This window comes from Bradyrhizobium sp. HKCCYLRH3059 (genome assembly GCF_051168035.1).
Lineage (GTDB): Bacteria > Pseudomonadota > Alphaproteobacteria > Rhizobiales > Xanthobacteraceae > Bradyrhizobium.
The window spans coordinates 1035177-1057841 of sequence record NZ_JBNPUF010000001.1; the positions used below are offsets into that span (position 1 = coordinate 1035177).

Here is a 22665-nt window from a genome sequence, read left to right on the forward strand (position 1 = left end):
CCGGGACGACGCCGTTTTCTTGGCTTGCGTCCCGGCCCTCACGCCTTGAAATACGCAATCTGCGTCGTCGTCGCGAGCAGCCGGCCGGACGGTGACCACAGCTCGCCATGCTGGTCCTGATAGCTGCGGTTGAAGATCTTGGCGTCGGCGGTCGCGAGCACATGCGTGATGTCCTCGGTCGCCAGCTCCTCCCGGCTGACGTGGAAATAGGTCGTCAGCGACACCGTGCCGAACGGCACCAGCTCGCCGCGGGCGTGGAAGACGCGGCCGAAGAAGGCGTCCGACATCGACAGCACCGATAGGCAGTCGAGCTTGCGCGGCTTGCGGTCGGAGATCCACAGCCGGGAATAGCTGCTGTGCGGCTCCCCCGACGACGATGCGCCAAACGCCGGACGGCCCTCGATGAAGCGGAAATCGTACTGCTTGGTCCAGGACATGTTCGTGTCGGGATGTCGCTTGACCTGATCGAACGGCGGCGCCTCGGGCTTTGTGGCCGGCTGATGCGACCAGGACGGCCGGCGCTCGGCGAACACGGCGGTGGCGAGCGTCGCCGCGTCAGAGTCGCCCTGGCTCAGCTCGACGCACCAATGCTGCGACGAGCGGTTGGCCTTCACCAGCCGCACGTCGAGATCGAACGGCCCTTCCGCGATCGGCGCGCAATAGTTCACCGTCACCGCCAGCGGATCGCCCTGAATTTGCGGATGCTGGATCAACGCGCGCAGCACGGTCGCCGCCGTGACGCCGCCAAACGGGCCGACGAACGCCCAGTAATCCGGGCTGGTCCGTCCCTGCCAGCGGCTGTCGCCGGCGGTGACGCGGGTGGCCTCGTCGAACAGGTGAGCTGGCGGTTCGGTCATGCATTCCTCCCGACGGTCATCGTATGATGGCCGTCAGATGAAACGCAATGGAAGGCCTCTGCAATGACGTCATGGGTCATTGCTGAAGGCGAGGGGAAGGGCCCGTCACGCCCGCTGCGCTTGCACCGGCGCCATCGCCAGTCCGACCGGCACGTTCCAGATGTCGTCGGCATATTCGCGGATGGTGCGGTCGGAGGAGAACCAGGCCATGCGCGCGACGTTGAGGATCGAGGCGCGGGTCCAGGCCGGCACGGTCTGCCAGCGTGCATCGATGCCGCGCTGGGCCTCGTAGTAGGAATCGAAATCGGCCGAGACCATGTAGTGGTCGAGATGGCGCAGCGCATGGGCGATCGGCTCGAACCGGCCGGGTTCGTCCGGCGAGAACGCGCCGGACGCGATCGCATCGATCGCGCGCGCCAGCCGCGGTGACTGGTGGATCACGTCGGACGCGTCCAGTCCCTGCTTGCGGCGGAGCATGACCTCGTCGGCCTCCATGCCGAAGATCGCGATGTTGTCGGCGCCGACATTGTCGCGGATCTCGATATTGGCGCCGTCCAGCGTGCCGATGGTAAGCGCGCCGTTCAGCGCCAGCTTCATGTTGCCGGTGCCGGACGCCTCCATGCCGGCGGTCGAGATCTGCTCGGACAGGTCGGCCGCAGGAATGATCGTTTCCGCCAGGCTGACATTGTAGTCGGCCATGAACACGACCTTCAGCTTGCCGCCGATCGCGGGATCGTTATTGACGACCTCCGCGACGTCGTTGATCAGCTTGATGATCAGCTTGGCATAGCGGTAGCTCGCCGCCGCCTTGCCGGCGAAGATTTTCACCCGCGGCACCCAGTTGGCTTGCGGGTCGTCCTTGATGTCCAGATACAGCGCCACCGCTTCGAGGATGTTCAGGAGCTGGCGCTTGTATTCGTGGATGCGCTTGATCTGCACGTCGAACAGCGCGCCCGGATCGAGGCGCACGTTCATGCGCTCGCCGATCAGACGCGCCAGCTGCACCTTGTTGTGGTGCTTCACCGCGCGGAACTTCTGGTGGAAGCCGGCGTCGGCGACGTAGCTCTCGAGGCTCGAGAGCAAGGTCGGATCGTCGACGACGGCGTCGCCGCAGGCCTCGCGCAAGAGGTTCGTCAGCTTGGGATTGGCCAGCATCAGCCAGCGGCGGAAAGTGATGCCGTTGGTCTTGTTGGTGATGCGGCCGGGATAGAGATGATTGAGATCGTGGAACACGGTCTCCTTCATCAGGTCGGAATGCATCGCCGAGACGCCGTTGATGCGGTGCGATCCGACGAAGGCGAGCTGGCCCATGCGCACGCGGCGGCCGCTCTTCTCGTCGATCAGGGACACCGAGGCGCGGTAGTCGATGTCACCCGGTGCGCGCTGCTCGGCGAGCGCGAGATGCTGCGCATTGATGCGATAGATGATCTCGAGATGGCGCGGCAGCAGCCGCTCGAACAGCTCGACCGGCCAGGTCTCGAGCGCTTCGGGCAGCAGCGTGTGGTTGGTATAGGACAAGGTCGCGATGGTGATCTTCCACGCCTCGTCCCAGCGGAAATTGTGCAGGTCGACCAGGATCCGCATCAGCTCGGCCACGGCGAGCGAGGGGTGCGTGTCGTTGAGCTGCACCGCGGCCTTCTGCGCCAGGCTGCGCAACTGGCCGTCGGAGCCGAGATGGCGCTTGACGAGATCTTGCAGCGAAGCCGAGACGAAGAAATATTCCTGGCGCAGCCGCAGCTCGCGTCCCGCCGGGCTCTCGTCGTTCGGATACAGGAACTTGCAGATCGCCTCGGCGCGCGCTTCTTCCGCCGAGGCGCCGAGATAGTCGCCGGAGTTGAACACGTCGAGCTTCAGCGGATCGGGCGAGCGCGCCGACCATAGCCTGAGCGCATTCACGTGCTGGCCGCGCCAGCCGACGATCGGCGTGTCATAGGCCACCGCCTGCACGGTCTCGCCGGGATGCCAGATCGCGCGGGCCCGGCCCTTGTCGTCGATGTGCTCGACGCCGCCGCCGAAATGAACGTGATAGACCACCTCGGGGCGCTGGAACTCCCAGGGATTGCCGAACGACAGCCAGACGTCGGGATATTCGTGCTGCCAGCCGTCGACGATGACCTGGCGGAACAGGCCGAAATCATAGCGGATGCCGTAGCCGATCGCCGGGATCTGCAAGGTCGACATGCTTTCCATGAAGCAGGCCGCAAGCCGGCCGAGGCCGCCATTGCCGAGCGCGGCATCCGGCTCGCATTTGCGCAGGTCCATCAGGCCGACGCCGAGATCGCCGAGCGCGGTCTCGAACACCTTCATCAGGCCCATGTTGTTGAGCGCGTCGGTGAACAGGCGGCCGATCAGGAATTCGAGGCTGAGATAGTAGACCCGCTTGCGCCCGGCGTCGTAGCTCTCCTTGTCCGCGGTCAGCCAGCGATGCACGATGCGGTCGCGCAAGGTCAGCGCCGCGGCGTGGTACCAGTCCTGCGGCGTCGCCTGGCTCGCCTCCTTGCCGATGGCGAGGCGAAGCTTGGCCAGGATGTCGCTCTTGATCTCCGCGACCGCCAATTCGTCGACGGGCTGGCCGGTGCTTACGAAGCTGCGCTGGGACGGCTGATCTGTCACCTTGGAAACCTGTGATGCTACGAGGAACCGGTAAAAGCATACGATGGTTGCGCGCGGTCCGAAACCCGGGGAAAGGCTGGTCCGCACAGCAAGGTGATGGAAAATGATGCAAAAACGGGGCCGGAGTTCCGGGGGCGGAACGCGCCAGGATGGTGCAGGTGCGTCGTGGAGTTGAGGGCTCTCCCCATCGTCATCCCGGCGAAAGCCGGGATCCAGACTCACGTTGTGAGGCGAGCGACGAACATCTGCTCGATCCGACGGCGCCAATCCGGCTCGTACTCCGCGTTCATGCCTTCGGCCCGCAGCACGGCCGCGGCGAACGCCTGCGGAGAGGGCGGTTGGCCGTCCAGCATCAGGTCGTCCGCGGTGAGGCGGCTGCAAAAGCCCCAGTCCACGCATAGGTCGCGCAGCAGCCAGTCGAGACGCTTGCGCAGGGCTGCATCGGTTTCGGTGTTGGAATTCTCCATGAGAGCGGCGCGCCTCCTTTGAGAAGGGATGGACAATCGGCTAGGAACAAATTAAGAACAATTTAGCAAGCGATCGTTTATCCTGACAGCGATTCGATCCGCCAGCCCCCGGCATCAGTGCATCCCGCGAGGACACCCATGTCCAATATCGCCTTCGATCCCCTGGCCCTGACCCGCATTGCCGATTTTGCGCGCAGCCTGACGCGGCTGCACAAGACGGCTCGCCGGCGGGCGGTGGACGACGACCAGATCGACCGCGCCTTCAACGCCGTCTGCATGTCGGTCTGGGGCTACACCACCGACGACATTTCCGACGATCTGTTCTCGGCCACCGACCACACCTTCCTCGATGGCCTCGACGAGGCGCGGGCGCGCATCTTCGCCGCCGAGCAGGGCTACGACCTGGTCGACGACGAGGGCATGCTGACCGATTGGTGGGGCTTCTGCTGGATGATCCTGGCCGAGAAACGCGGCCTGCTGACGCCGGACAACCGCGCCGCCGCGCGGGCGGCGATCGAGGAGAAATATCTGGAAGCGCCGAACGTCATCGGCGTGATCGTCGCGCGCTAGGTCAGCATTCCGTCATTGCGAGCGCTGCGAAGCAATCCAGGGTGGTGTGCGGGACTCTGGATTGCTTCGCTGCGCTCGCAATGACGAGTCCGGGCTCAATCCACATCCGCGCGCTTGGCGCGGCCGGTGGCCGGCTTCGGCGCGATCGTCAGCGGCGGCGCGACGCTGACATTGCTGGCGCTGGCCTCCGGCGGCGGCATCGCGGCGAGCGCATCGGCCGCCAGCATCTCGGCGCGCACCGGTGCGACCTTCATCTCGCTCAGCTTGGCCCGCATGTCCGAGTTCAGCCCGGGATAGGAGGCGACCGGCTTGAAATCGGCCGGCTGGCCGCCGCTGCCGCGCGTGCCCGAATAGGCGACGAGGCCGTCGCTGGTGGCGACGACGTCGCCGGGGCGCAGCGAGGTGTCGAGCGACAGGTCGACCGGCGCCAGCCCGGCCGGATCGCGGCCGTTGCAGGTGCAGTCGGCGCGCAGCGCCTGGCGATAGGCGAACGCGTTCTCGCTGTCGGCATAGCGCTCGCCGTTCGCCGCCGTGGCGTAGTCGATGTTGGAGCCGAAATAGATCCTGGTCGGGCTGGCCGGGCAGAACGCCTGGCACATCTGGGCCGGCGAGGCGAGGCCCCGCGTCAACGGAAAATAGCGGCCGTCGCAGGTGCGCACGCAGAACGCCGCGCCCGATCCGCCGCTCGCGGTGCGCGGCTGGGCGGGGGCCTGCGGGTTGGTGCCGAACGGATCGGCGAAGAAGCCGCCTTGCGCCGGCCGCTGCGATTGCGGCTTGTTGAAGCCGCCGAACAGGAAGTCGAACAGGCCCTGGGCCGACGCCATTCGCGGCGCCAGCGCGCCGGCCGCGACGAGGCCGACCGTCGCCGCGACAGCGACGTGGCGGGACCTCCGCCGAAACGACAACACGCTACGCAACGCCCGCTCCATCGCCAGGATCTTCACCGCAAAGCCACGCCGTGACGCGGCAACCCGCGTCGCTCGATCATGTGCGATCGAACGCGCCTTGCCCAAGGCATGGCGCCATCAGCTTTGCGGTAACCTTAACGGGCGTTGGTAAATGAGCGGTATGCGCGGGTCGCGAATTGCGCCGCGCGCCAGGCGCCTCAGAGGAATTCGTGCGCCTTGTAGAGCGCCCGGAACGGCAGGCCGGCCTGGGCGAAGGTCTCGGCGGCGCCTTCCTCGCGGTCGACCATGGTGAACACCAGCGCCACCTCGGCGCCGGCCTCGCGCAGGGTTTCCACCGCCTTCATCGCCGAGCCGCCGGTGGTGGTGACGTCCTCGACCACGACGATGCGTTTTCCCGCCAGGGTCTCGTCGCGGGTCAGGCCCTCGATCGCGAGCCTGGCGCCGTGCTCCTTCGGCTTCTTGCGGACGAAGAAGGCCGCGATCGGATGGCCCTTGATCCAGGAGATCTGGGCGATCGCGCCGGCGAGCGGCACCGCGCCCATCTCCAGGCCGCCGATATAATCGAAGCCCTCGTCCTTCAGCGCCTCATAGGTGAGCTCGGCGAGCAAGGTGGCGCCCTCCGGGTCCATCATGGTCGGCTTCAGGTTGAAATAGAAATCGCTCTTGCGGCCGGAGGCCAGCGTGACCTCGCCACGGCCGAACGAGCGCCTGCGGATGATCTCGAGGAGGCGGGCGCGGGAGGCGGATTTGGACACGGCGTTTCCCCTGAGGGTGGATTCTTGGGTGGCGCAATCTATCGGGGGCGGGCGGCGGAGACCAGCCGCCACGATGTCCCATCAACAACGGTACGTTTGAAGCCGGATGCAGTTTCGAGCTAATGGGAGCCCGCGACCAAGCAAGGACGGTTGGGAAGGATGCCCCGCATGACGATCGAGCTGTACACCTGGAACACCCCAAACGGGCGCAAAATCTCGGTCGCGCTGGAGGAGATGGGGCTGCCCTACCGCGTCGTTCCGGTCGACATCACCAAGGGCGCCCAGATGGCGCCGGAATTCCTGGCGATCAGCCCCAACAACAAGATCCCGGCGATCGTCGATCCCGACGGCCCCGACGGCAAGCCGGTCAGCGTGTTCGAATCCGGCGCCATCCTGCTCTACCTGGCTGAGAAGACCGGCCAGTTCCTGCCGAAATCCCTCGCCGAGCGGATCCCGGTCTATGAATGGCTGATGTGGCAGATGGGCGGTTTCGGCCCGATGCCCGGCCAGGTGCACCATTTCATCGCGCTGACCAACGAACAGGACCGTGCCTACGGGCTCAAGCGCTACATGGCCGAGACGGTCCGGCTCTATGGCGTGCTCGACCGCCGGCTGGCGCAGCACGAGTTCGTCGCAGGCGCTCTCTCGATCGCCGACTTCGCCATCGTCGGCTGGGCCTGGCGCCACCCGCGCCACAAGGTGGATCTCGCCGACTTTCCGAACGTCAAGCGCTGGTACGACACCCTGATGGCCCGCCCCGCCGTGAAGCGCGGCATGGAGGCGAAGCTGGACTGACGACTGCTGCTCCGTCGATCATGGCGGCGCTGTCTTCCGCGTTGGCGCTGCGCTCCCTCTCCCGCTTGCGGGGGAGGGCTGGGGAGAGGAGCCACACCCGACCGTACCGCTTTAGCGAGAACACGCCCCGACCCGTCTCATGCCGGCGGGTGAGCCGACCTGCTCCATTCCCGCCGCCGCCAAAAGGAGCTTCGGCGGACAAGGCGGGGGAGCCGATGGAAATCACCCCCGCCGCGCCTCCAGCGCCATGCGCACCGCAAGTCCCGCGAGCACCGTGCCCATCAGATAGCGCTGCACGAGCGCCCAGCTCGGCCGTGTCGCCAGGAACAGGGCAATCGATCCTGCCGCCATGGCGATCATGGCGTTGACGCTGACGCTGATCACGATCTGGATCGCGCCGAGCACCACCGACTGCGTCAGTACGCTGCCGACAGCGGGATCGATGAACTGCGGCAGCAGCGCCAGATACAGCATCGCGATCTTCGGGTTCAGCAGATTGGTGGCGAGCCCCATCAGGAACAGCCGGCGTGGGCTGTCGATGGCGAGCGTCCTCACCTGGAAGGGCGAGCGTCCACCCGGCTTCACCGCCTGCCACGCCAGATAGAGCAGGTAGGCAGCGCCGGCGAGGCGCAGCGCGTCATAGGCGAACGGCACGGCAAACAGCAGCGCCGTGATGCCGAACGCCGCCGCCAGCATGTAGACCAGAAAGCCGACGGCAACGCCGCCGAGCGAGACCAGGCCCGCGACGTGACCCTGCGTGATCGCGCGCGAGATCAGATAGATCATGTTCGGCCCTGGTGTCAGCACCATGCCGAGCGAGACGAGGGCGAAAGCGAGCAGGGAAGATGCGGGGGGCATGACCGGCGTGACGATGGGGATCTCCTCCGCCTGCTTAGCGCAGCCGATCGCCGATCGTCATCCGGTCAATTGCACCGAGAACAATCAACCCGCGGCGGGCGGCGTCATGTTCAATGCAGGCGCGCTCCGGCCGGAGCGGTCGAACACACCGGCGATGCTCAACGCCAGCAGGACCAGCAGAATGGCCGCCGCGAACGGCACGGAGTGCCCGATCATGGCGAGCAGGCAGGCTCCCAGCGCGATCACGAGGCCGATCTCCAGCGGCGCGATCGGCTCGCCGGCGTCGCTCCGCGCCTTCCAGTGGATCGCAATCCCCGCCGCCACCATCGGCATGTCGTAGATCATCGCATAGGGCGTGGCGATGATGCTGCCGACCGCGACCAGCGCGATCGCCTGCTGCGTTGAGCCGCGTCGCCAGGCATCCCAGACCATCACGACGACGGAGCAGGACAACAGGAGCTGAACCAGGTAGCCGATCGGCGGCGGCGCGCCGAGCGCGTGCAAGCCAGCGATGACCGTCGGCATCATGTGATCGAGGCTGACCTGGTTGGCCTGCAATTGCGCCTGATAGCTCGGAAATTTCACGATCCATTCGAGCCAGATCCACGGATCGAGCGCAGCGCTGGTGACGACCGCGACGATCACGGTCGTGGCGATGGCCGAGAGGATGGCGCGCCAGTTGCGTGACGCCAGCAGCACGACCGGCATCAGCAGCACGAATTGTGGCTTGTAGGCGAGCAGGCCGAGCAGCGTGCCGGCAACGATCGGGTGGCGCGCGAGCAGGCGCAATCCGCCGATCAGCAAGGCCGCCGACAGGAAACCGTTCTGGCCGGTGATCGCGTTGATGAGCGTGGTCGGCGCCGCGAGCAGCGCCAGAGAGGTTAACGAGCGCCAATCGCGCCCCAGCGTCGCCAAGCCATAAAGCGCGAAGGTGACCGAGATCCAGCAGACATAGGCTACCGGCAGCGCCAGCATGCCCAGCGGTATCAGCACCAGCAGGAAGGTCGGCGGATAGGGATAGGGAAAGCCGCCGCCGCCCAGCGTCGGATCCAGCGTCTGCTGATAGCGCGCGAGCGCAACCGGATCGTAGATGCTGGCGCCGGACAGCGCGGCAAATCTGCCGAACGACCATAGCCCGAAGAAGTCGCCAAACGCCGGCTGCGGCGACGACAGCGCCCAGCCGACGAGATAGGCGCCGTTGTAGAGCGCCATCGCGACCAGCAGGATCAGCACCGCGCGCCGGTCGCGCGTCTTGGGGTGAGCTGCGGATGAGGTCGCGGTCATGGAGCTCTTCGTTCTGCGCCCTCGGCGCAGTCGTGGCATGGGGGATGATCGGAGCTGTCAGCGATCGCTCGCGTGCGGTGCCTCTCCAACCTTGCCAGGGTGCGCTGCACGTCGTGTTACCGTCCGTCCATCCGGCCAGGCGCGATCTCATCGTGCCTAACGAGGGGTAAAATCGCCGCGTTCCGAGTGACCGTGAACAGGGGACGGCGTCATCGCTCCGCATCGGGCAACGCGCTCGTCAAGATTTGTATTGCTATTTTTCCGAAGTCATGCTCTATTCAGCCATCCCGTCCTCATGCAGAGGGGCGTACGCGTCGTCACGATACGTTGAGGCGGGGAGCGGTGGCCGCGGGCCTGCCAGGTGCTGATGCGCTGGACGATTGGCAGCTCGCGGACGTTCAAGCCGTGTGGTCCTGGCGCCCCGAAGCTGGCGCCAAGCCTGCGTGACATCACGTGTCGCGCTGGTGACGGGGGCAAACAAGCCGGTCCCCGGGGAGAGCTCGGAGCAGACGTTAAGCCCATCGCGCAGGGAGGGCCGGGTCTGTCCGGCTGAACCTGTGGTACCTGCCGCCTGCATTCTTTTGAGCAGGCGGGCCACGGGCCTCAGCCGAGGCCCGGCCTTCCCTGCGCCCTCTGCAAAATTCAGAGGGCGAACGACATGCATCCCTCGAGCAAAATCATGCTGCGAGAAGGCTGAGGCATGTCTACGGCTCGCGTTGCAGCCAATGATCATCGTATTGGGGAGCATCAAACGGATGCGTATGAGGGCTGCGTTGCGAGGCACGCTGCCCACCCTCCCCTGGAGGGGGAGGGTCGCCTCTCATGAGCGCAGCGAATGGGAGGCGGGGTGGGGTGATCTCTCCACAGGCGCCAGCGCCCGCGGCTCACCCCACCCCGCTCGCCCGCTTCGCGTGCGATCGACCCTCCCCCTCCAGGGGAGGGTGGCATCTCGCTCGTGGACGGATTTCGGCGCTTGCGATGACGAAGCAGAGATCACCGCGATCAGCTCAATGCGCCTCGTCCCAATTGTCGGCGGCCCGCGCGTCGACATGTAGCGGCACCGACAGCAGCACCGCCGGGAAGGGGGCGTCCTGCATGACGTGCTGCACCACCGGCAAGGTCGCGGCGACCTCGTCGTTCGGTACCTCGAAGATCAGTTCGTCATGCACCTGCAGCAGCATCTGAGCCGACAGCTTCTTTTGCGCCAGGGCCTCCTCGACGCGGATCATGGCGCGCCGAATGATGTCGGCCGCGGTGCCCTGCAGCCGCGCATTGATCGCGGCGCGCTCGTTGAAGGCGCGCACCGAGGCGTTGGAGGCCTTGATCTCGGGGTAATGGCACTTGCGGCCGAACAACGTGGTGACATAGCCGTGCTTGCGGCAGAACTCCTTGGTCGCGTCCATGTAGTCGCGAATGCCGGGGAAGCGCTCGAAATAGCGCTTGATGTAGGCCGAGGCCTCCTCGCGGGCGATGCCGAGCTGGTTGGCGAGGCCGAACGCGGAGATGCCGTAGATGATGCCGAAATTGATCGCCTTGGCGCGGCGGCGCACCTCGCTCGGCATGTCCTTGATCGGCACGCCGAACATCTCGGATGCCGTCATCGCGTGGATGTCGAGCCCGTCCTTGAACGCCTGCTTCAGCACGGGGATGTCGGCGATCTCCGCGAGCAGCCGCAACTCGATCTGCGAGTAGTCGGCCGACACCAGCTTATGGCCCGGCGTCGCGATGAAGGCGCGGCGGATCTTGCGGCCATCTTCGGTCCGCACCGGGATGTTCTGCAGATTCGGCTCGTTCGACGACAGCCGGCCGGTGGTGGTCGCCGCCAGTGCGTAAGTGGTGTGCACGCGATGCGTCTGCGGGTTGACATAGGTCGGCAGCGCATCGGTATAGGTCGATTTCAGCTTCGAGACCTGGCGCCATTCCAGGATCTTGCGCGCGAAATCGTTGCCCTGCTCGGCGAGATCATCGAGGATGGAGGCAGAGGTCGACCAGGCGCCGGTCTTGGTCTTGGTGCCGCCCGACAGGCCCATCTTGCCGAACAGGATGTCGCCGATCTGCTTCGGGCTGCCGACATTGATCGGCTCGCCGGCCAGCTCCTGCAACTCGGCCTCGACGCGCGCCGCGGTCTGGGCGAAGTCGCCGGACAGGCGCGACAGCACCTGGCGGTCGATCGAGATGCCGCGCCGCTCCATGCGCGCCAGCACCGACACCAGCGGCCGCTCCAGGGTCTCGTAGACCGCGGTCATGCGCTCCGCCGTGAGGCGCGGCTTCAGCACGCGCCAGACCCGATGGATGACATCGGCGGCTTCCGCGGAATGCGCGGTCGCGCGATCGATGGCGACCTGCTCGAAGGTCAGCTTGTTCCGGCCGCTCCCGATCAGCTCACCTTCACTGATCATGGCGTGTCCGAGCACGTGCTCGGACAGCGAGTCGAGCTTCTGCGATCCACGTCCGGCGTCCAGCGCGTAGCTCATCAGCTGCACGTCGTCGGCGTTGGTCAGGGTGATGCCTGCCTGCGCCAGCATCACGGCCGTGAACTTGATGTTGAAGCCGATCTTGAGCAGGCCGGCCGATTCCAGGATGGGCGTCAGGGCAGCGAGCGCCTCGCTGTCCCTGATCTGGCCAGGTGCGAGCCCGGCATCGAACAGGCCGCCGCCATCGCCGGCCTGGCGATGCGCCAGCGGGATGTAGCAGGCGTCGTTCGGCGCCAGCGCCAACGCGATGCCGCACAGGCTGGCCTGCATCGGATCGATCGAGCTGGCTTTGACGTCGATGGTGACCCGACCGAAGTCATGGACGCGGGCGAGCCACGCATTCAGCTCCGGTACGGTGCGCACGGTCTGATATTTATCGCGATCGATCCGCGCGCTCTTGGCCGCCTCGGCCCTGGACTCGGCGAGGCTGGCGGGTGTGCCTTTGCTCATCGCCGACTTGTCGGTGCGCGGGTCACCGCTGCGAGGAGCGGCGGCTGGCTTGCTCAGTGTGCTCCCTCCCCCGCTTGCGGGGGAGGGCGGGGTGGGGGCTGCGGCCGGACTCGATCCCACCTTCAACTGCTCATCCGCCGATACGTCGGCCGGATCGATGTGCGAATACTCGGCGACGCGGCGCGTCAGCGTGGTGAACTCCATCGCCTTGAGGAAGGCGATCAGCTTGCGCGGATCGGGCTCGTGCACCGCGAGGTCGTCGAGTGGCACATCGAGCACGACCTTGTCGTCGAGCAGCACCAACTGGCGCGAGATCCGCGCCTTCTCGGCGTTCTCGATCAGCGCCTCGCGCCGCTTCGGCTGCTTGATCTCGCCCGCGCGCGTCAGCAGGCCTTCGAGATCGCCATAGTCGGTGATCAACTGCGCGGCGGTCTTGATGCCGATGCCGGGCACGCCCGGCACGTTGTCGGTGGAATCGCCGGCCAGCGCCTGCACCTCGACCACCTTCTCCGGCGGCACGCCGAACTTCTCGATCACCTCGGCGACCCCGATGCGTCGGTCCTTCATCGTGTCGTACATCGTGACGCAGTCGTTGACGAGCTGCATCAAATCCTTGTCGGAGGACACGATGGTGGTGGTGGCGCCGCGCTCGCAGGCAAGCCGCGCATAAGTCGCGATCAGGTCGTCCGCCTCGAAGCCCGACTGCTCCAGGCACGGCAGGTCGAAGGCGCGGACGGCCTCGCGGATCAGCGCGAATTGCGGGATCAGGTCGTCGGGCGCCGGCGGCCGGTGCGCCTTGTAGTCGGCGTAGATCTTGTTGCGGAACGTGACCTCGGACTTGTCGAACACGATGGCCAGATGCGTCGGTCGGTCGGTCTCGGGCATGTCGCGCAGCAGCTTCCACAGCATGTTGCAGAAGCCGAGCACGGCATTGACCTGCAGCCCGTCGGACTTGCGGTTGAGCGGCGGCAGCGCGTGATAGGCGCGGAAGATGTAGGACGATCCGTCGACCAGGAACACATGGTCGCCGTTGGCCGCGCCCTTCGCCAAATTCTTGGCGGCGGCAGGCACAGGGGCGGCGGGCGTGGCGGCGGCTTTCTGGGGAGCTTTGGGCATGGCCGCAATGTAGGGATTTTCGCTCGCATTGACAGCCGTGACGACGCCATGCGCACCGGATTTTTCCGCCCCTCAGTCCGGTCGGACGCAGCGGGTCAGGAACTCCATGACGGCGCGAATGAGGGGCGTGCGCCTGAGGTCGCGATGAACGATGAGCCAGATGTCCCTGCTGATGGCCGCGCCGGCTTCGAAGCGGGTGAGGTCGGGATCATGATCGCCGACAAAATGCGGCAGGGCGGCGAGCCCCAGCCCTGCGCGCGCTGCTGCGGCCTGGCTCTCGAGATCGCTGCTCCGAAACACGATCGGGCGCTGCCCGGCGACCGCCTTCAGCCATTGCTGCTGGGGTGCCGAGTCCATGCTGGCATCATAGGCGATGAATCCGAGCGCATGCTGCGGCGTCTCCTTGAGATAGTGCGGCGCGCCGTAGAGGTTGAAGCCGAAGCGGCCGATCTTGCGTGCGATCAGGCCGGGCTCGTCGGGACGGGACAGTCGCAGAGCGACGTCGGCTTCCCGTCGGTTGAGCGAGGCGCTGCGCTTCTCGCCGATCAGCTTGATGATGATGGCGGGATGCCGCCGGTGCAGCTCGACCAGCCGTGGCGCGATCAGCCTGTTGGCGAGCGTCGGCGGCGCGCTGACCGAGACCTCACCGGCCAGACCGGGACGCGATGCGACCACGGCGCGCTCGATCGCGAACGCGGCCTGCTCCATCGGGCCGGCGGCCGCGGCGAGGCGGCGGCCGTCCTCGGTCAGCTCATAGGCCCGCGCTCGGCGGTCGACCAGCTTCAGCCCGGTGGCCCGTTCCAGGGCCGCGACCCGGCGGGCCACCGTGACATGATCGACGCCGAGACCACGTGCGGCGGCCGACAGCGTGCCCTCGCGGGCCAGGGTCACGAAGTGGTGAAGGTCGGTCCAGTCGATCCGCATGTTCGAATATTCACAATAGGGGAGCCAAATTGGGCAATTCCGCAGAATGCCAACGCTGACCACACTGTCCGGATCAAGGCAAGATGTGTGGAGACGGGCATGGTTGCTATCGTTCGACTGAAGGCACCGGGTGGCGCGGAGAATCTGGTGTTGGAGAATGTTGAGCTGCCGGCGCCGTGCGCCAACGAGATCCGGCTGCGCCACACCGCGATCGGCGTGAACTTCATCGATATCTATCAGCGCAGCGGCCTCTATCCGCTGCCCGATGGAATTCCTGGGGTCGAAGGGGCGGGGATCGTGACGGCGAAAGGCGCGGACGTGACAGAGTTGTCCGTCGGCGACCGCGTCGCCTATGCCGGCGCCCCGGTCGGCGCCTATGCCTCGGAGCGAAATCTGCCCGCCTGGCGCGCGATGCCGCTGCCCGACGCCGTGTCTGAAGCGAGCGCTGCGTCGACCCTGCTGAAAGGCATCACCGCGGTGATGCTGCTCAATCGTACCTATGCCGTCGGAGCCGGAACGACGCTGTTGGTGCACAGTGCCGCCGGCGGGCTCGGCCAGGTGCTGACGCGACTGGCTCGGCTGCGCGGCGCGACCGTCATCGGCACGGTGAGCTCGGAGGCCAAGGCGGAGCTCGCGCGTGCCGCCGGCGCGCGCCATCTGATCGTCGGCCGGGATGCTGACTTCGTCGATGCCGTGAAGCGATTGACCGACGGGCGCGGCGTCGATGTCGCCTACGATGGCGTCGGCGGCAAGACGCTTGCGCAAACGCTCGCCTGCGTCAGGCCGTTCGGGACGGTCGCCAGCATCGGTCAGTCCGGCGGTCCAATTCCAAGCCTTGCCGTCGAGGAGCTGGGGCCGCGCCGCAGCCTGTCGCTGGCACGCCCGAGCGTGATGGCCCATGTCAACGATGTCGCCGACTATCGCAGGGATGCGGCGACGGTTCTCGCCGCGCTCGCCAATGGCGATCTCGTCGGCCACGGCACCGTGTATCCGCTGGCGCGGGTCGTCGAGGCCCATATCGATCTGGAGAGCGGCCGCAGCCGTGGCGCGCTGCTTCTGGTGCCCTGACGGTGACGCTACTCCGCCGGCTGCAACACGGCTCTTGGCTTCGGCGGCGCGATCCAGAATGCGATCGGGCGCTCGAACAGGAAGCGTGCGCCGAGGCGCAGCGCGAGGCGCCAGATCGCGAGCGCGCCGAGCACGCCGGCGACGGTCACGAGCAGGGAGATCGTGCCGATGTCGGCGATGGCGCCCGTCTTCAGCAACAAGGTGCGCGTCGCCGCCATCGGCAGGAAGAAGGCGAGATAGATCACGATCGAATGCTCGCCGCAGAACCGCAATGCGTTGAGGAGCTGCGCGCGCGCCAGCAGCGTGCCGGCGATGATGATGGCGACGGCGCCGGCATAGCCGAGCATGAGGGAGACAGCCGGCCACTCGCTGACACCGAGGTTCACCAGCGACTGGTTGATCACCGCCCAGGCGAGCAGGCCGACGATGGCGAGCATCGGCTGCGCCCGCGCGCGATCCGACAGCGCGAAGATGGCAGGCGCGAACAGATAGCCCGAATAGATGTAGACGAAGCGGGCGCAGAATTCGTCGATCACGGTCCAGCCGGTGACGATGTGCGCCATTTCGAGGCCGGCCGCGATGCCCCAGATCACCGGCGCCGACAGCTTTCGTGTCAGTTTGATGACGACGAAGAAGATCGGCAGCAGATAGATGAACCACAGCGTGCCGAACGGCTCGATGAAGGATTCCAGGTACAGGTAGCCGGCGTGCGGCCAGCCGGACGCGGCGGCGAAGCCGGGCGCCTTGAAGCCGAACTGGATGGTCACCCACAGCACGTAGAAGTAGGCGAAATGCACCACCTTGCGGTCGAGATAGGTACGCCAGTCCCGGTCGATCACCAGTGGCAGAAACAGGCCGGAAATCAGGAAGAAGTCGGGCATCCGGAACGGCTTGGCGAAGGCGACGACGGCGTGCATGAAGCCGGTCTCGCCGGCGGCGAGCTCGACGCCGAGCACCGAGTGCATCATCACCACCATGATGATGCAGATACCCTTGGCGTAGTCCACCCAGTCGATGCGCGTCTCGGTTCCGGCCGTTTTCGGCGTACCATTCGCGGTCATGCTGTCCCTCTTTGGCGCGGAGCTGCCGCATTGTCGGGCAGAGCCGTTAATACTCCTCCTTGTCATCCAAACGTCATGCCGTTTTCTAAATTCCCCTTGAACCGCAAATGGTTTAAGACGCGAAAGTATTAACCTTGAAGGATGGGTTTCGATGCGAATTGCGATGATCGGCACGGGCTATGTGGGTCTGGTGTCCGGTGCCTGCTTCGCCGATTTCGGTCACCAGGTGACCTGCGTGGACAAGGACGAGAGCAAGATCGCCGCGCTGCATCGCGGAGAAATCCCGATCTTCGAGCCCGGCCTGGATGCGCTGGTCGCGGCCAACGTCAAGGCCAAGCGGCTCGATTTCACCACCGACCTCAAGCAGCCGGTCGCGGAGGCCGACGCCGTTTTCATCGCGGTTGGTACGCCGTCGCGGCGCGGCGACGGACACGCCGACCTCACCTACGTCTATGCCGCCGCGCGCGAGATCGCGGCCTCGCTCACCGGCTTCACCGTGGTTGTGACGAAGTCGACGGTGCCGGTCGGCACCGGCGACGAGGTCGAGCGCATCATCCGCGAGACCAATCCGACGGCCGATGTCGTCGTCGCCTCCAATCCGGAATTCCTGCGCGAGGGTGCTGCGATCCGCGATTTCAAATGGCCGGATCGCATCGTCGTCGGCACCGCGGACGAGCGTGGCCGCAAGGTGCTCGGCGACATCTATCGCCCGCTGTCGTTGAACCAGGCGCCGATGATGTACACCGAGCGCCGCACCGCCGAGCTGATCAAATACGCCGCCAATGCGTTCCTCGCCACCAAGATCACCTTCATCAACGAGGTCGCCGATCTCGCCGAGAAGGTCGGCGCCGACGTGCAGGAGGTGGCGCGCGGCATCGGTCTCGACAACCGCATCGGCTCCAAGTTCCTGCATGCCGGTCCGGGCTTCGGCGGTTCGTGCTTCCCGAAGGACACGCGTGCGCTGATCAAGATCGCGCAGGACTACGACACGCAGCTGCGCATCGTCGAATCCGTGCTGGCGGTGAACGACAACCGCAAGCGCGCGATGGCGCGCAAGGTGGCGCATGCCGTCGGCGGCAATCTGCGCGGCAAGACGGTCGCGGTGCTCGGCCTCACCTTCAAGCCGGAGACCGACGACATGCGCGAGGCACCGTCGATCCCGCTGGTGACCGGTCTGCTCGACATGGGCGCCAAGGTCCGCGCGCATGATCCCGTCGGCATCGAGCAGGCCAAGAAGGAGCTGCCGGAGATCGCCTACTACGACGATCCCTATGAGTGCGCGACCGGCGCCGATGCGATCGTGCTGGTCACCGAGTGGGTGCAGTACCGCGCCATGGATCTCGATCGCCTCAAGGAGGTGATGGCTCATCCGGTCGTCGTCGACTTGCGCAATGTCTACCGCCCCGACGAGATGGCCGCCCACGGCTTCGTCTACGAGAGCGTCGGCAGGCCGTCGGTGAAGGGCGGTTGACATGGCATTGTCATACCCCGCGCAGGCGGGGTATCCAGTACGCCCGATCTTCGTGATCCGCGAGATTTGCGCTTACTGGATCATCCGCCTTCGCGGGGTGATGACGGGTTACTGCTATTGCCCCTTCGCTTCGACACACCGCTGCCCATCGATGCCGTGCTGGACGAACTGTCCGGCACGCTCGAACGCAGCAACACCGCCGTGCTGGTGGCGCCGCCCGGCGCCGGCAAGACCACGCGGGTGCCGCTGGCCTTGCGTGATGCAGTCTGGGTTGGGGACAAGAAGATCATCGTGCTGGAGCCGCGCCGGATCGCGGCCCGCGCCTCGGCCGAGCGCATGGCGAAGTCGCTCGGCGAGCGCGTAGGCGACACCGTCGGCTATCGCGTGCGCTTCGGCTCGAAGGTCTCGCGCGCGACCCGCATCGAGGTCGTTACCGAGGGCATCTTCACCCGGCAGATTCTCGATGATCCCGAACTGACCGGCGTCGCTGCCGTGCTGTTCGACGAATTCCACGAGCGCTCGCTCGATGCCGATCTCGGCCTCGCTTTGGCGCGCGATGCGCAGCAGGGGCTGCGCGAGGATCTCCGTATCCTCGTGATGTCGGCGACGCTCGACGGTGCCCGCGTCGCCAGACTGCTCGGCGATGCGCCGGTGGTCGAGAGCGAGGGCCGCGCCTATCCGGTCGAGACCCGCTATGTCGGCCGCAAGCCGGATGCGCCGGTCGAGCGCCAGATGGCCGAAACCATCGCCAGCGCGCTGCGCGCCGATGCCGGCTCCGTGCTCGCCTTCCTGCCAGGCGCCGCCGAGATCCGCCGCACCCACACCATGCTCGCCGAGCGCGTCCACGATGCCAGCGTTGAGATCGTGCCGCTGTTCGGCGCGCTCGATGCCGCCGTGCAGGATCGTGCCATCTCGCCCGCCCCAAACGGGCAGCGCAAGGTGGTGCTGGCGACCTCGATTGCCGAGACTTCGCTGACCATCGAGGGCGTGCGCATCGTGGTCGATTCCGGTCTCGCCCGGGTGCCGCGCTACGAGCCGGACATCGGCCTCACCAGGCTGGAGACGGTGCGGGCTTCGCGCGCCGCTGTCGATCAGCGCCGCGGCCGCGCCGGCCGCACCGAGCCTGGCGTCTGCTACCGGCTATGGGACGAGCCGCAGACGGCCTCGCTGGCGGCCTATACGCAGCCGGAAATCCTCAGCGCCGACCTGTCCTCGCTGGTGCTCGACCTGGCGCAATGGGGTGTCAATGACCCCTCCGCGCTGAGCTTCCTCGATCCGCCGCCACAACCGGCTTGGAAGGAGGCAAGGGACCTGCTGCGCGAGCTCGATGCGCTCGATGCCGATGGCAGGCTGACCAACGAGGGCCGGCGGCTGCGGGCGCTGGCGCTGCCGCCGCGGCTGGCGCGGATGATCGTCGATGCCGCCGACCACGGCGCGGCGGCGCAGGCCGCCGACATCGCTGCCATCCTGACCGAGCGCGGGCTGGGCGGCGACAGCGTTGATCTCGAGGTGCGGCTCGATCAGTTCCGCCGCGACCGCTCGCCGCGCGCGCAAAGTGCCCGCGATCTGGCGCGGCGGTGGGCGCAGCAGGTGTCGTCCGCGTCCGCCCGCGCCGGAGACGCGGACATCTCCACCGGCCTGATGCTCGCCTTCGCCTTTCCCGACCGGGTCGCGCGCAATCGCGGCAATGGCAGCTTCGTGCTCGCCAATGGCCGCGGCGCCGCCGTCGACCCCGCCTCGTCGCTGGCGCGCGTGCCCTATATCGCGGTCGGTGAGCTGACGGGAACGGCGGCCAGCGGCCGCATCCTGCTGGCGGCGCCGCTGGCGATCGAGGATATCGAGCGGCACTTTGCTGCACATATCGAAGCGAGAGACGAGGTCAGCTTCGATCAAAACGCGATGGCGTTGCGGGCGCGCCGCCGGCGCAAGCTGCATGCGATCACCATGGCCGATGCGCCAGTCGCGCTGACGCCGTCGGAGGAGACCGCGCGCATCTTCGCGGAGGGGATCTGCGCGGCTGGGCTCGACCGGCTGCCCTGGTCGAAGGCCGCCAGGCAGTGGCGTGACCGCGTCACCTTCCTGCGCAAGGCGGAAGGCGACAGTTGGCCGGACCTGTCGGAGGCGGGCCTCGCCGAGCGGCGCGAGGACTGGCTGGTGCCGCTGCTCGCCGACAAGACCTCGCTCAAGGATGTCTCGCCCGGCGACGTCTCCGACGCCGTGATGGCGCTGCTGCCCTGGGATCTCCGCGCCCGGCTCGACCGGGAGGCGCCGACCCATTTCGAGGCGCCGACCGGCACCATGCTGGCGATCGACTACGAGGCCGAGCAGGGGCCCACCATCGCGGTGCGGCTGCAGGAGCTGTTCGGCCTGAACGTCCATCCCTCGATCGCGCGCGGCGCGGTGCCCCTGGTGCTGGAGCTGCTGTCGCCGGCGCAGCGGCCGGTGCAGGTGACGCGCGATCTGCCCGGCTTCTGGCGCGGCTCCTATGCCGCGGTCCGCACCGACCTGCGCGGCCGCTATCCGCGCCATCCTTGGCCCGACGATCCGGCCCATGCCGAGCCGACCCGGCGGGCCAAGCCGCGGGGGACGTAGCTCATGCAAATTGTACCGCCGCCGTCGTTGTCGTTAACGCTTCACTCATCGTTTTCGCCAAAATGGCGGCGGCAGCCGGTCGCTCGCAGTCGCCCGTCAGCGGCTTTGATGGTCAAATCGGTTGCGGGGTAAAGTCGGGCGTTTGCGTCATGCGTAACATAATGATCTTCGCGGCCGTTCTCGTCGGTCTCGGCACCTTCATGGCGCAACTGGCCGATCGCCTGACCCCCGCGTCGGCATCCGCGACGCCGTCCGCGCGGGTTGCCACGGCGGAACCGTCTGCTGCGGGCCAGCGCAGCCTGAGCATTCCGACCGACCGCCGCGGTCACTTCCGCGCCGATGGCCGCATCGACGGTCAGCGCATCAGCTTCATGGTCGATACCGGCGCCTCGATGGTCGCGCTGAACGAGAGCTCGGCCGCCCGTTTCGGCCTGCGTCCGGCGCGCGGCGACTACACCGCCACCGTCACCACGGCCAACGGCACCGTGAAGGCCGCCCGGGCCAGGCTTGCGATGGTCGAGCTCGGTGAGCTCACCGTGCGTGACGTCGATGCCCTGGTGCTGCCCGATACGGCGCTGTCGGAGAATCTGCTCGGCCTGTCCTTCCTGTCCAAGCTGAAGCGTTTCGCCTACGCCAACGGCCAGATGGTGCTGGAGCAGTAGGCTGCACCGAAGCGGAATGTTGTTTCGCGCGTCACCGGCCCCCACATACCGGCAGGCAGGCCGATCCCGAGTCGCAGTCATTGAATAGTTCGTCGGGTGGCCTACTCGAGCGGTCCTGCCCGATTGTTGCCTGCATTCCTCTGCCTTCTGACACTGTTGTCTGACGTCGTGCTAAGCACGAATGCCTTCTTCCATTGATGTGATATTGCCGAGGCCGTCTCCAGATGTTTCCGAAACCCAAGCCCGTCCTGGTTCCCAATACCTACGCCTTCGAATCCGAGCCGATGGTGAAGCCGACGGGCTTCCGCGAATATGACGCGCGCTGGCTGTTCAACAAGGAGATCAATCTGATGGGGGTGCAGGCGCTCGGCATGGGGCTGGGCGCGCTGATCGCCGAACGCGGCGTCAAGCAGGAGATCGTGACCGGGCACGATTTCCGCGGCTACTCCGCCTCGATCAAATACGCCCTGATCTCGGGCCTGATGGCCGCCGGCTGCAAGGTGCATGACATCGGCCTTGCCGTGACGCCGATGGCCTATTTCGCCCAGTTCGACCTCGACGTGCCTTGCGTCGCCATGGTGACCGCCTCGCACAACGACAACGGCTGGACCGGCGTGAAGATGGGGGCCAACCGCCCGCTCACCTTCGGCCCCGAAGAGATGACCCGGCTCAAGGAGATCGTGCTCGAGGCCGCGTTCAAGAATGGCAGCGGCGGCTCCTATCAGTTCCATGAGAATTATCCGGCGCGCTACATCGCCGACCTCACCAGCCGTCCCAAGCTGAAGCGCAGGCTGAAGGTGGTCGCGGCCTGCGGCAACGGCACCGCGGGCGCGTTCGCGCCGCAGGTGCTGGAGGCGATCGGCTGCGAGGTTGTCCCGCTCGACACCGAGCTCGATCACACCTTCCCGAAATACAATCCCAATCCCGAAGACATGGAGATGCTGCACGCCATCCGCGATGCCGTGCTCGCGCACGAGGCCGATGTCGGCCTCGGCTTCGATGGCGACGGCGATCGCTGCGGCGTGGTCGACAATACCGGCGAGGAGATCTTCGCCGACAAGGTCGGCGTGATGCTGGCGCGCGACATGTCGGCGATCCACAAGGACGCGCAGTTCGTCGTCGACGTGAAGTCAACCGGCCTGTTCATGACCGATCCGGTGCTGCAGGCGCAGGGCGCGAAGACCGCCTACTGGAAGACCGGCCATTCCTACATGAAGCGCCGCACCAACGAGCTCGGTGCGCTCGCCGGCTTCGAGAAGTCGGGCCACTTCTTCTTCAACCGCCCGTTCGGGCGAGGCTATGACGACGGTCTGGTCTCGGCGATCGCGATCTGCGAGATGCTCGACCGGGCGCCGGGCAAGTCGATGGCCGACCTGAAGAACGCGCTGCCAAAGACCTGGTCGTCGCCGACCATGTCGCCGCATTGTGGCGACGAGGTCAAATACGGCGTCGCCGACGCTGTCGTGAAGCACTTCCAGGCGCTGCAGCAGCAGGGCGGCAAGGTGGCGGGGCAGAAGATCCGCGATCTCGTCACCGTCAACGGCGTCCGCGTCACCGTCGAGGACGGCAGCTGGGGTCTGGTGCGAGCGTCATCCAACAAGCCCGAGCTCGTGGTGGTGGTCGAAAGCCCGGTGTCCGAGCAGCGCATGCACGACATGTTCGAGGCGGTCAACGAGGTGCTGCGGACGCATCCCGAAGTCGGCGCCTACAACCAGACGATCTGAGGCCGCGTCGATGATG

17 protein-coding genes are annotated in these 22665 nt (G+C 66.6%); 7 read left to right on the forward strand and 10 right to left on the reverse strand.

What is annotated here, in order from left to right:
• Positions 1-38: 38 nt before the first annotated feature.
• The 3 genes from ACQR13_RS04740 to ACQR13_RS04750 all read right to left on the reverse strand — a co-directional run bounded on the left by ACQR13_RS04740 (position 39) and on the right by ACQR13_RS04750 (position 3937).
• On the reverse strand, positions 39-857 hold the full coding sequence (locus ACQR13_RS04740; RefSeq protein ID WP_316193310.1) for an acyl-CoA thioesterase: 819 nt from the start codon (positions 855-857) through the stop codon (positions 39-41).
• Between the two features lie 105 nt (positions 858-962).
• A complete protein-coding gene (locus ACQR13_RS04745) occupies positions 963-3470 on the reverse strand; it encodes a glycogen/starch/alpha-glucan phosphorylase (protein WP_316193311.1) in 2508 nt (835 codons plus the stop codon).
• A 218-nt stretch (positions 3471-3688) separates the two neighbouring features.
• On the reverse strand, positions 3689-3937 hold the full coding sequence (locus tag ACQR13_RS04750) for a hypothetical protein (RefSeq protein ID WP_315752226.1): 249 nt from the start codon (positions 3935-3937) through the stop codon (positions 3689-3691).
• Between the two features lie 138 nt (positions 3938-4075).
• Here ACQR13_RS04750 and ACQR13_RS04755 point away from each other — a divergent pair, with 138 nt between their 5' ends.
• On the forward strand, positions 4076-4507 hold the full coding sequence (locus ACQR13_RS04755; protein ID WP_316193312.1) for a hypothetical protein: 432 nt from the start codon (positions 4076-4078) through the stop codon (positions 4505-4507).
• A gap of 95 nt (positions 4508-4602) precedes the next feature.
• Here the strand turns inward: ACQR13_RS04755 and ACQR13_RS04760 are convergent, their stop codons facing one another.
• Both ACQR13_RS04760 and pyrE read right to left on the reverse strand, forming a co-directional pair.
• Positions 4603-5424 carry a DUF2865 domain-containing protein gene (locus tag ACQR13_RS04760; protein ID WP_315752225.1) on the reverse strand — a complete coding sequence of 274 codons (822 nt, stop codon included), beginning with the start codon at positions 5422-5424 and terminating at the stop codon, positions 4603-4605.
• Positions 5425-5612: 188 nt separating this feature from the next.
• Positions 5613-6170, reverse strand: coding sequence for an orotate phosphoribosyltransferase (pyrE, locus tag ACQR13_RS04765; RefSeq protein ID WP_315752224.1), 558 nt, complete (start codon positions 6168-6170; stop codon positions 5613-5615).
• A gap of 168 nt (positions 6171-6338) precedes the next feature.
• Here pyrE and ACQR13_RS04770 point away from each other — a divergent pair, with 168 nt between their 5' ends.
• On the forward strand, positions 6339-6965 hold the full coding sequence (locus ACQR13_RS04770) for a glutathione S-transferase family protein (protein WP_315715332.1): 627 nt from the start codon (positions 6339-6341) through the stop codon (positions 6963-6965).
• Positions 6966-7187: 222 nt separating this feature from the next.
• Here the strand turns inward: ACQR13_RS04770 and ACQR13_RS04775 are convergent, their stop codons facing one another.
• The 4 genes from ACQR13_RS04775 to ACQR13_RS04790 all read right to left on the reverse strand — a co-directional run bounded on the left by ACQR13_RS04775 (position 7188) and on the right by ACQR13_RS04790 (position 14071).
• A complete protein-coding gene (locus ACQR13_RS04775) occupies positions 7188-7823 on the reverse strand; it encodes a LysE family translocator (RefSeq protein ID WP_316193313.1) in 636 nt (211 codons plus the stop codon).
• Between the two features lie 84 nt (positions 7824-7907).
• A complete protein-coding gene (locus ACQR13_RS04780) occupies positions 7908-9107 on the reverse strand; it encodes a glycosyltransferase family 87 protein (protein WP_434842086.1) in 1200 nt (399 codons plus the stop codon).
• Positions 9108-10114: 1007 nt separating this feature from the next.
• Positions 10115-13147 carry a DNA polymerase I gene (polA, locus tag ACQR13_RS04785; RefSeq protein ID WP_434842087.1) on the reverse strand — a complete coding sequence of 1011 codons (3033 nt, stop codon included), beginning with the start codon at positions 13145-13147 and terminating at the stop codon, positions 10115-10117.
• A gap of 72 nt (positions 13148-13219) precedes the next feature.
• The gene (locus tag ACQR13_RS04790) at positions 13220-14071 is read right to left on the reverse strand and encodes a LysR family transcriptional regulator (protein WP_316201558.1); all 852 of its coding nucleotides are present in this window, start codon (positions 14069-14071) and stop codon (positions 13220-13222) included.
• A gap of 99 nt (positions 14072-14170) precedes the next feature.
• Here ACQR13_RS04790 and ACQR13_RS04795 point away from each other — a divergent pair, with 99 nt between their 5' ends.
• On the forward strand, positions 14171-15139 hold the full coding sequence (locus ACQR13_RS04795; protein ID WP_434842088.1) for a quinone oxidoreductase family protein: 969 nt from the start codon (positions 14171-14173) through the stop codon (positions 15137-15139).
• A gap of 8 nt (positions 15140-15147) precedes the next feature.
• Here ACQR13_RS04795 and ACQR13_RS04800 read toward each other — a convergent pair whose 3' ends face one another.
• A complete protein-coding gene (locus ACQR13_RS04800) occupies positions 15148-16200 on the reverse strand; it encodes an acyltransferase family protein (RefSeq protein WP_434848911.1) in 1053 nt (350 codons plus the stop codon).
• A gap of 151 nt (positions 16201-16351) precedes the next feature.
• Between ACQR13_RS04800 and ACQR13_RS04805 the strand changes: the two genes are divergently transcribed.
• From ACQR13_RS04805 to ACQR13_RS04820, 4 genes are all read left to right on the forward strand, one after another.
• Positions 16352-17671: a UDP-glucose dehydrogenase family protein gene (locus tag ACQR13_RS04805; RefSeq protein ID WP_434842090.1), complete on the forward strand. Its 1320-nt coding sequence runs from the start codon at positions 16352-16354 to the stop codon at positions 17669-17671.
• A gap of 117 nt (positions 17672-17788) precedes the next feature.
• Entirely contained in the window at positions 17789-20263 is a 2475-nt protein-coding gene (gene hrpB, locus ACQR13_RS04810) for an ATP-dependent helicase HrpB (protein WP_434862611.1), read from the forward strand.
• 161 nt (positions 20264-20424) lie between these two features.
• Complete coding sequence (locus ACQR13_RS04815) at positions 20425-20925, forward strand: TIGR02281 family clan AA aspartic protease (RefSeq protein WP_315799204.1); 501 nt, start codon at positions 20425-20427, stop codon at positions 20923-20925.
• A gap of 224 nt (positions 20926-21149) precedes the next feature.
• A complete protein-coding gene (locus tag ACQR13_RS04820; protein WP_315825862.1) occupies positions 21150-22649 on the forward strand; it encodes a phosphomannomutase/phosphoglucomutase in 1500 nt (499 codons plus the stop codon).
• The last annotated feature ends 16 nt before the right edge of the window (positions 22650-22665 follow it).

Coding starts and splice junctions, on each gene's coding strand:
- ACQR13_RS04740 (WP_316193310.1), bottom strand. CDS start 857: ATGACCGAACCGCCAGCTCACCTGTTCGACGAGGCCACCCGCGTCACC.
- ACQR13_RS04750 (WP_315752226.1), bottom strand. CDS start 3,937: ATGGAGAATTCCAACACCGAAACCGATGCAGCCCTGCGCAAGCGTCTC.
- ACQR13_RS04755 (WP_316193312.1), top strand. CDS start 4,076: ATGTCCAATATCGCCTTCGATCCCCTGGCCCTGACCCGCATTGCCGAT.
- ACQR13_RS04770 (WP_315715332.1), top strand. CDS start 6,339: ATGACGATCGAGCTGTACACCTGGAACACCCCAAACGGGCGCAAAATC.
- ACQR13_RS04775 (WP_316193313.1), bottom strand. CDS start 7,823: ATGCCCCCCGCATCTTCCCTGCTCGCTTTCGCCCTCGTCTCGCTCGGC.
- ACQR13_RS04780 (WP_434842086.1), bottom strand. CDS start 9,107: ATGACCGCGACCTCATCCGCAGCTCACCCCAAGACGCGCGACCGGCGC.
- polA (WP_434842087.1), bottom strand. CDS start 13,147: ATGCCCAAAGCTCCCCAGAAAGCCGCCGCCACGCCCGCCGCCCCTGTG.
- ACQR13_RS04790 (WP_316201558.1), bottom strand. CDS start 14,071: ATGCGGATCGACTGGACCGACCTTCACCACTTCGTGACCCTGGCCCGC.
- ACQR13_RS04795 (WP_434842088.1), top strand. CDS start 14,171: ATGGTTGCTATCGTTCGACTGAAGGCACCGGGTGGCGCGGAGAATCTG.
- ACQR13_RS04800 (WP_434848911.1), bottom strand. CDS start 16,200: ATGACCGCGAATGGTACGCCGAAAACGGCCGGAACCGAGACGCGCATC.
- ACQR13_RS04805 (WP_434842090.1), top strand. CDS start 16,352: ATGCGAATTGCGATGATCGGCACGGGCTATGTGGGTCTGGTGTCCGGT.
- ACQR13_RS04815 (WP_315799204.1), top strand. CDS start 20,425: ATGATCTTCGCGGCCGTTCTCGTCGGTCTCGGCACCTTCATGGCGCAA.
- ACQR13_RS04820 (WP_315825862.1), top strand. CDS start 21,150: ATGTTTCCGAAACCCAAGCCCGTCCTGGTTCCCAATACCTACGCCTTC.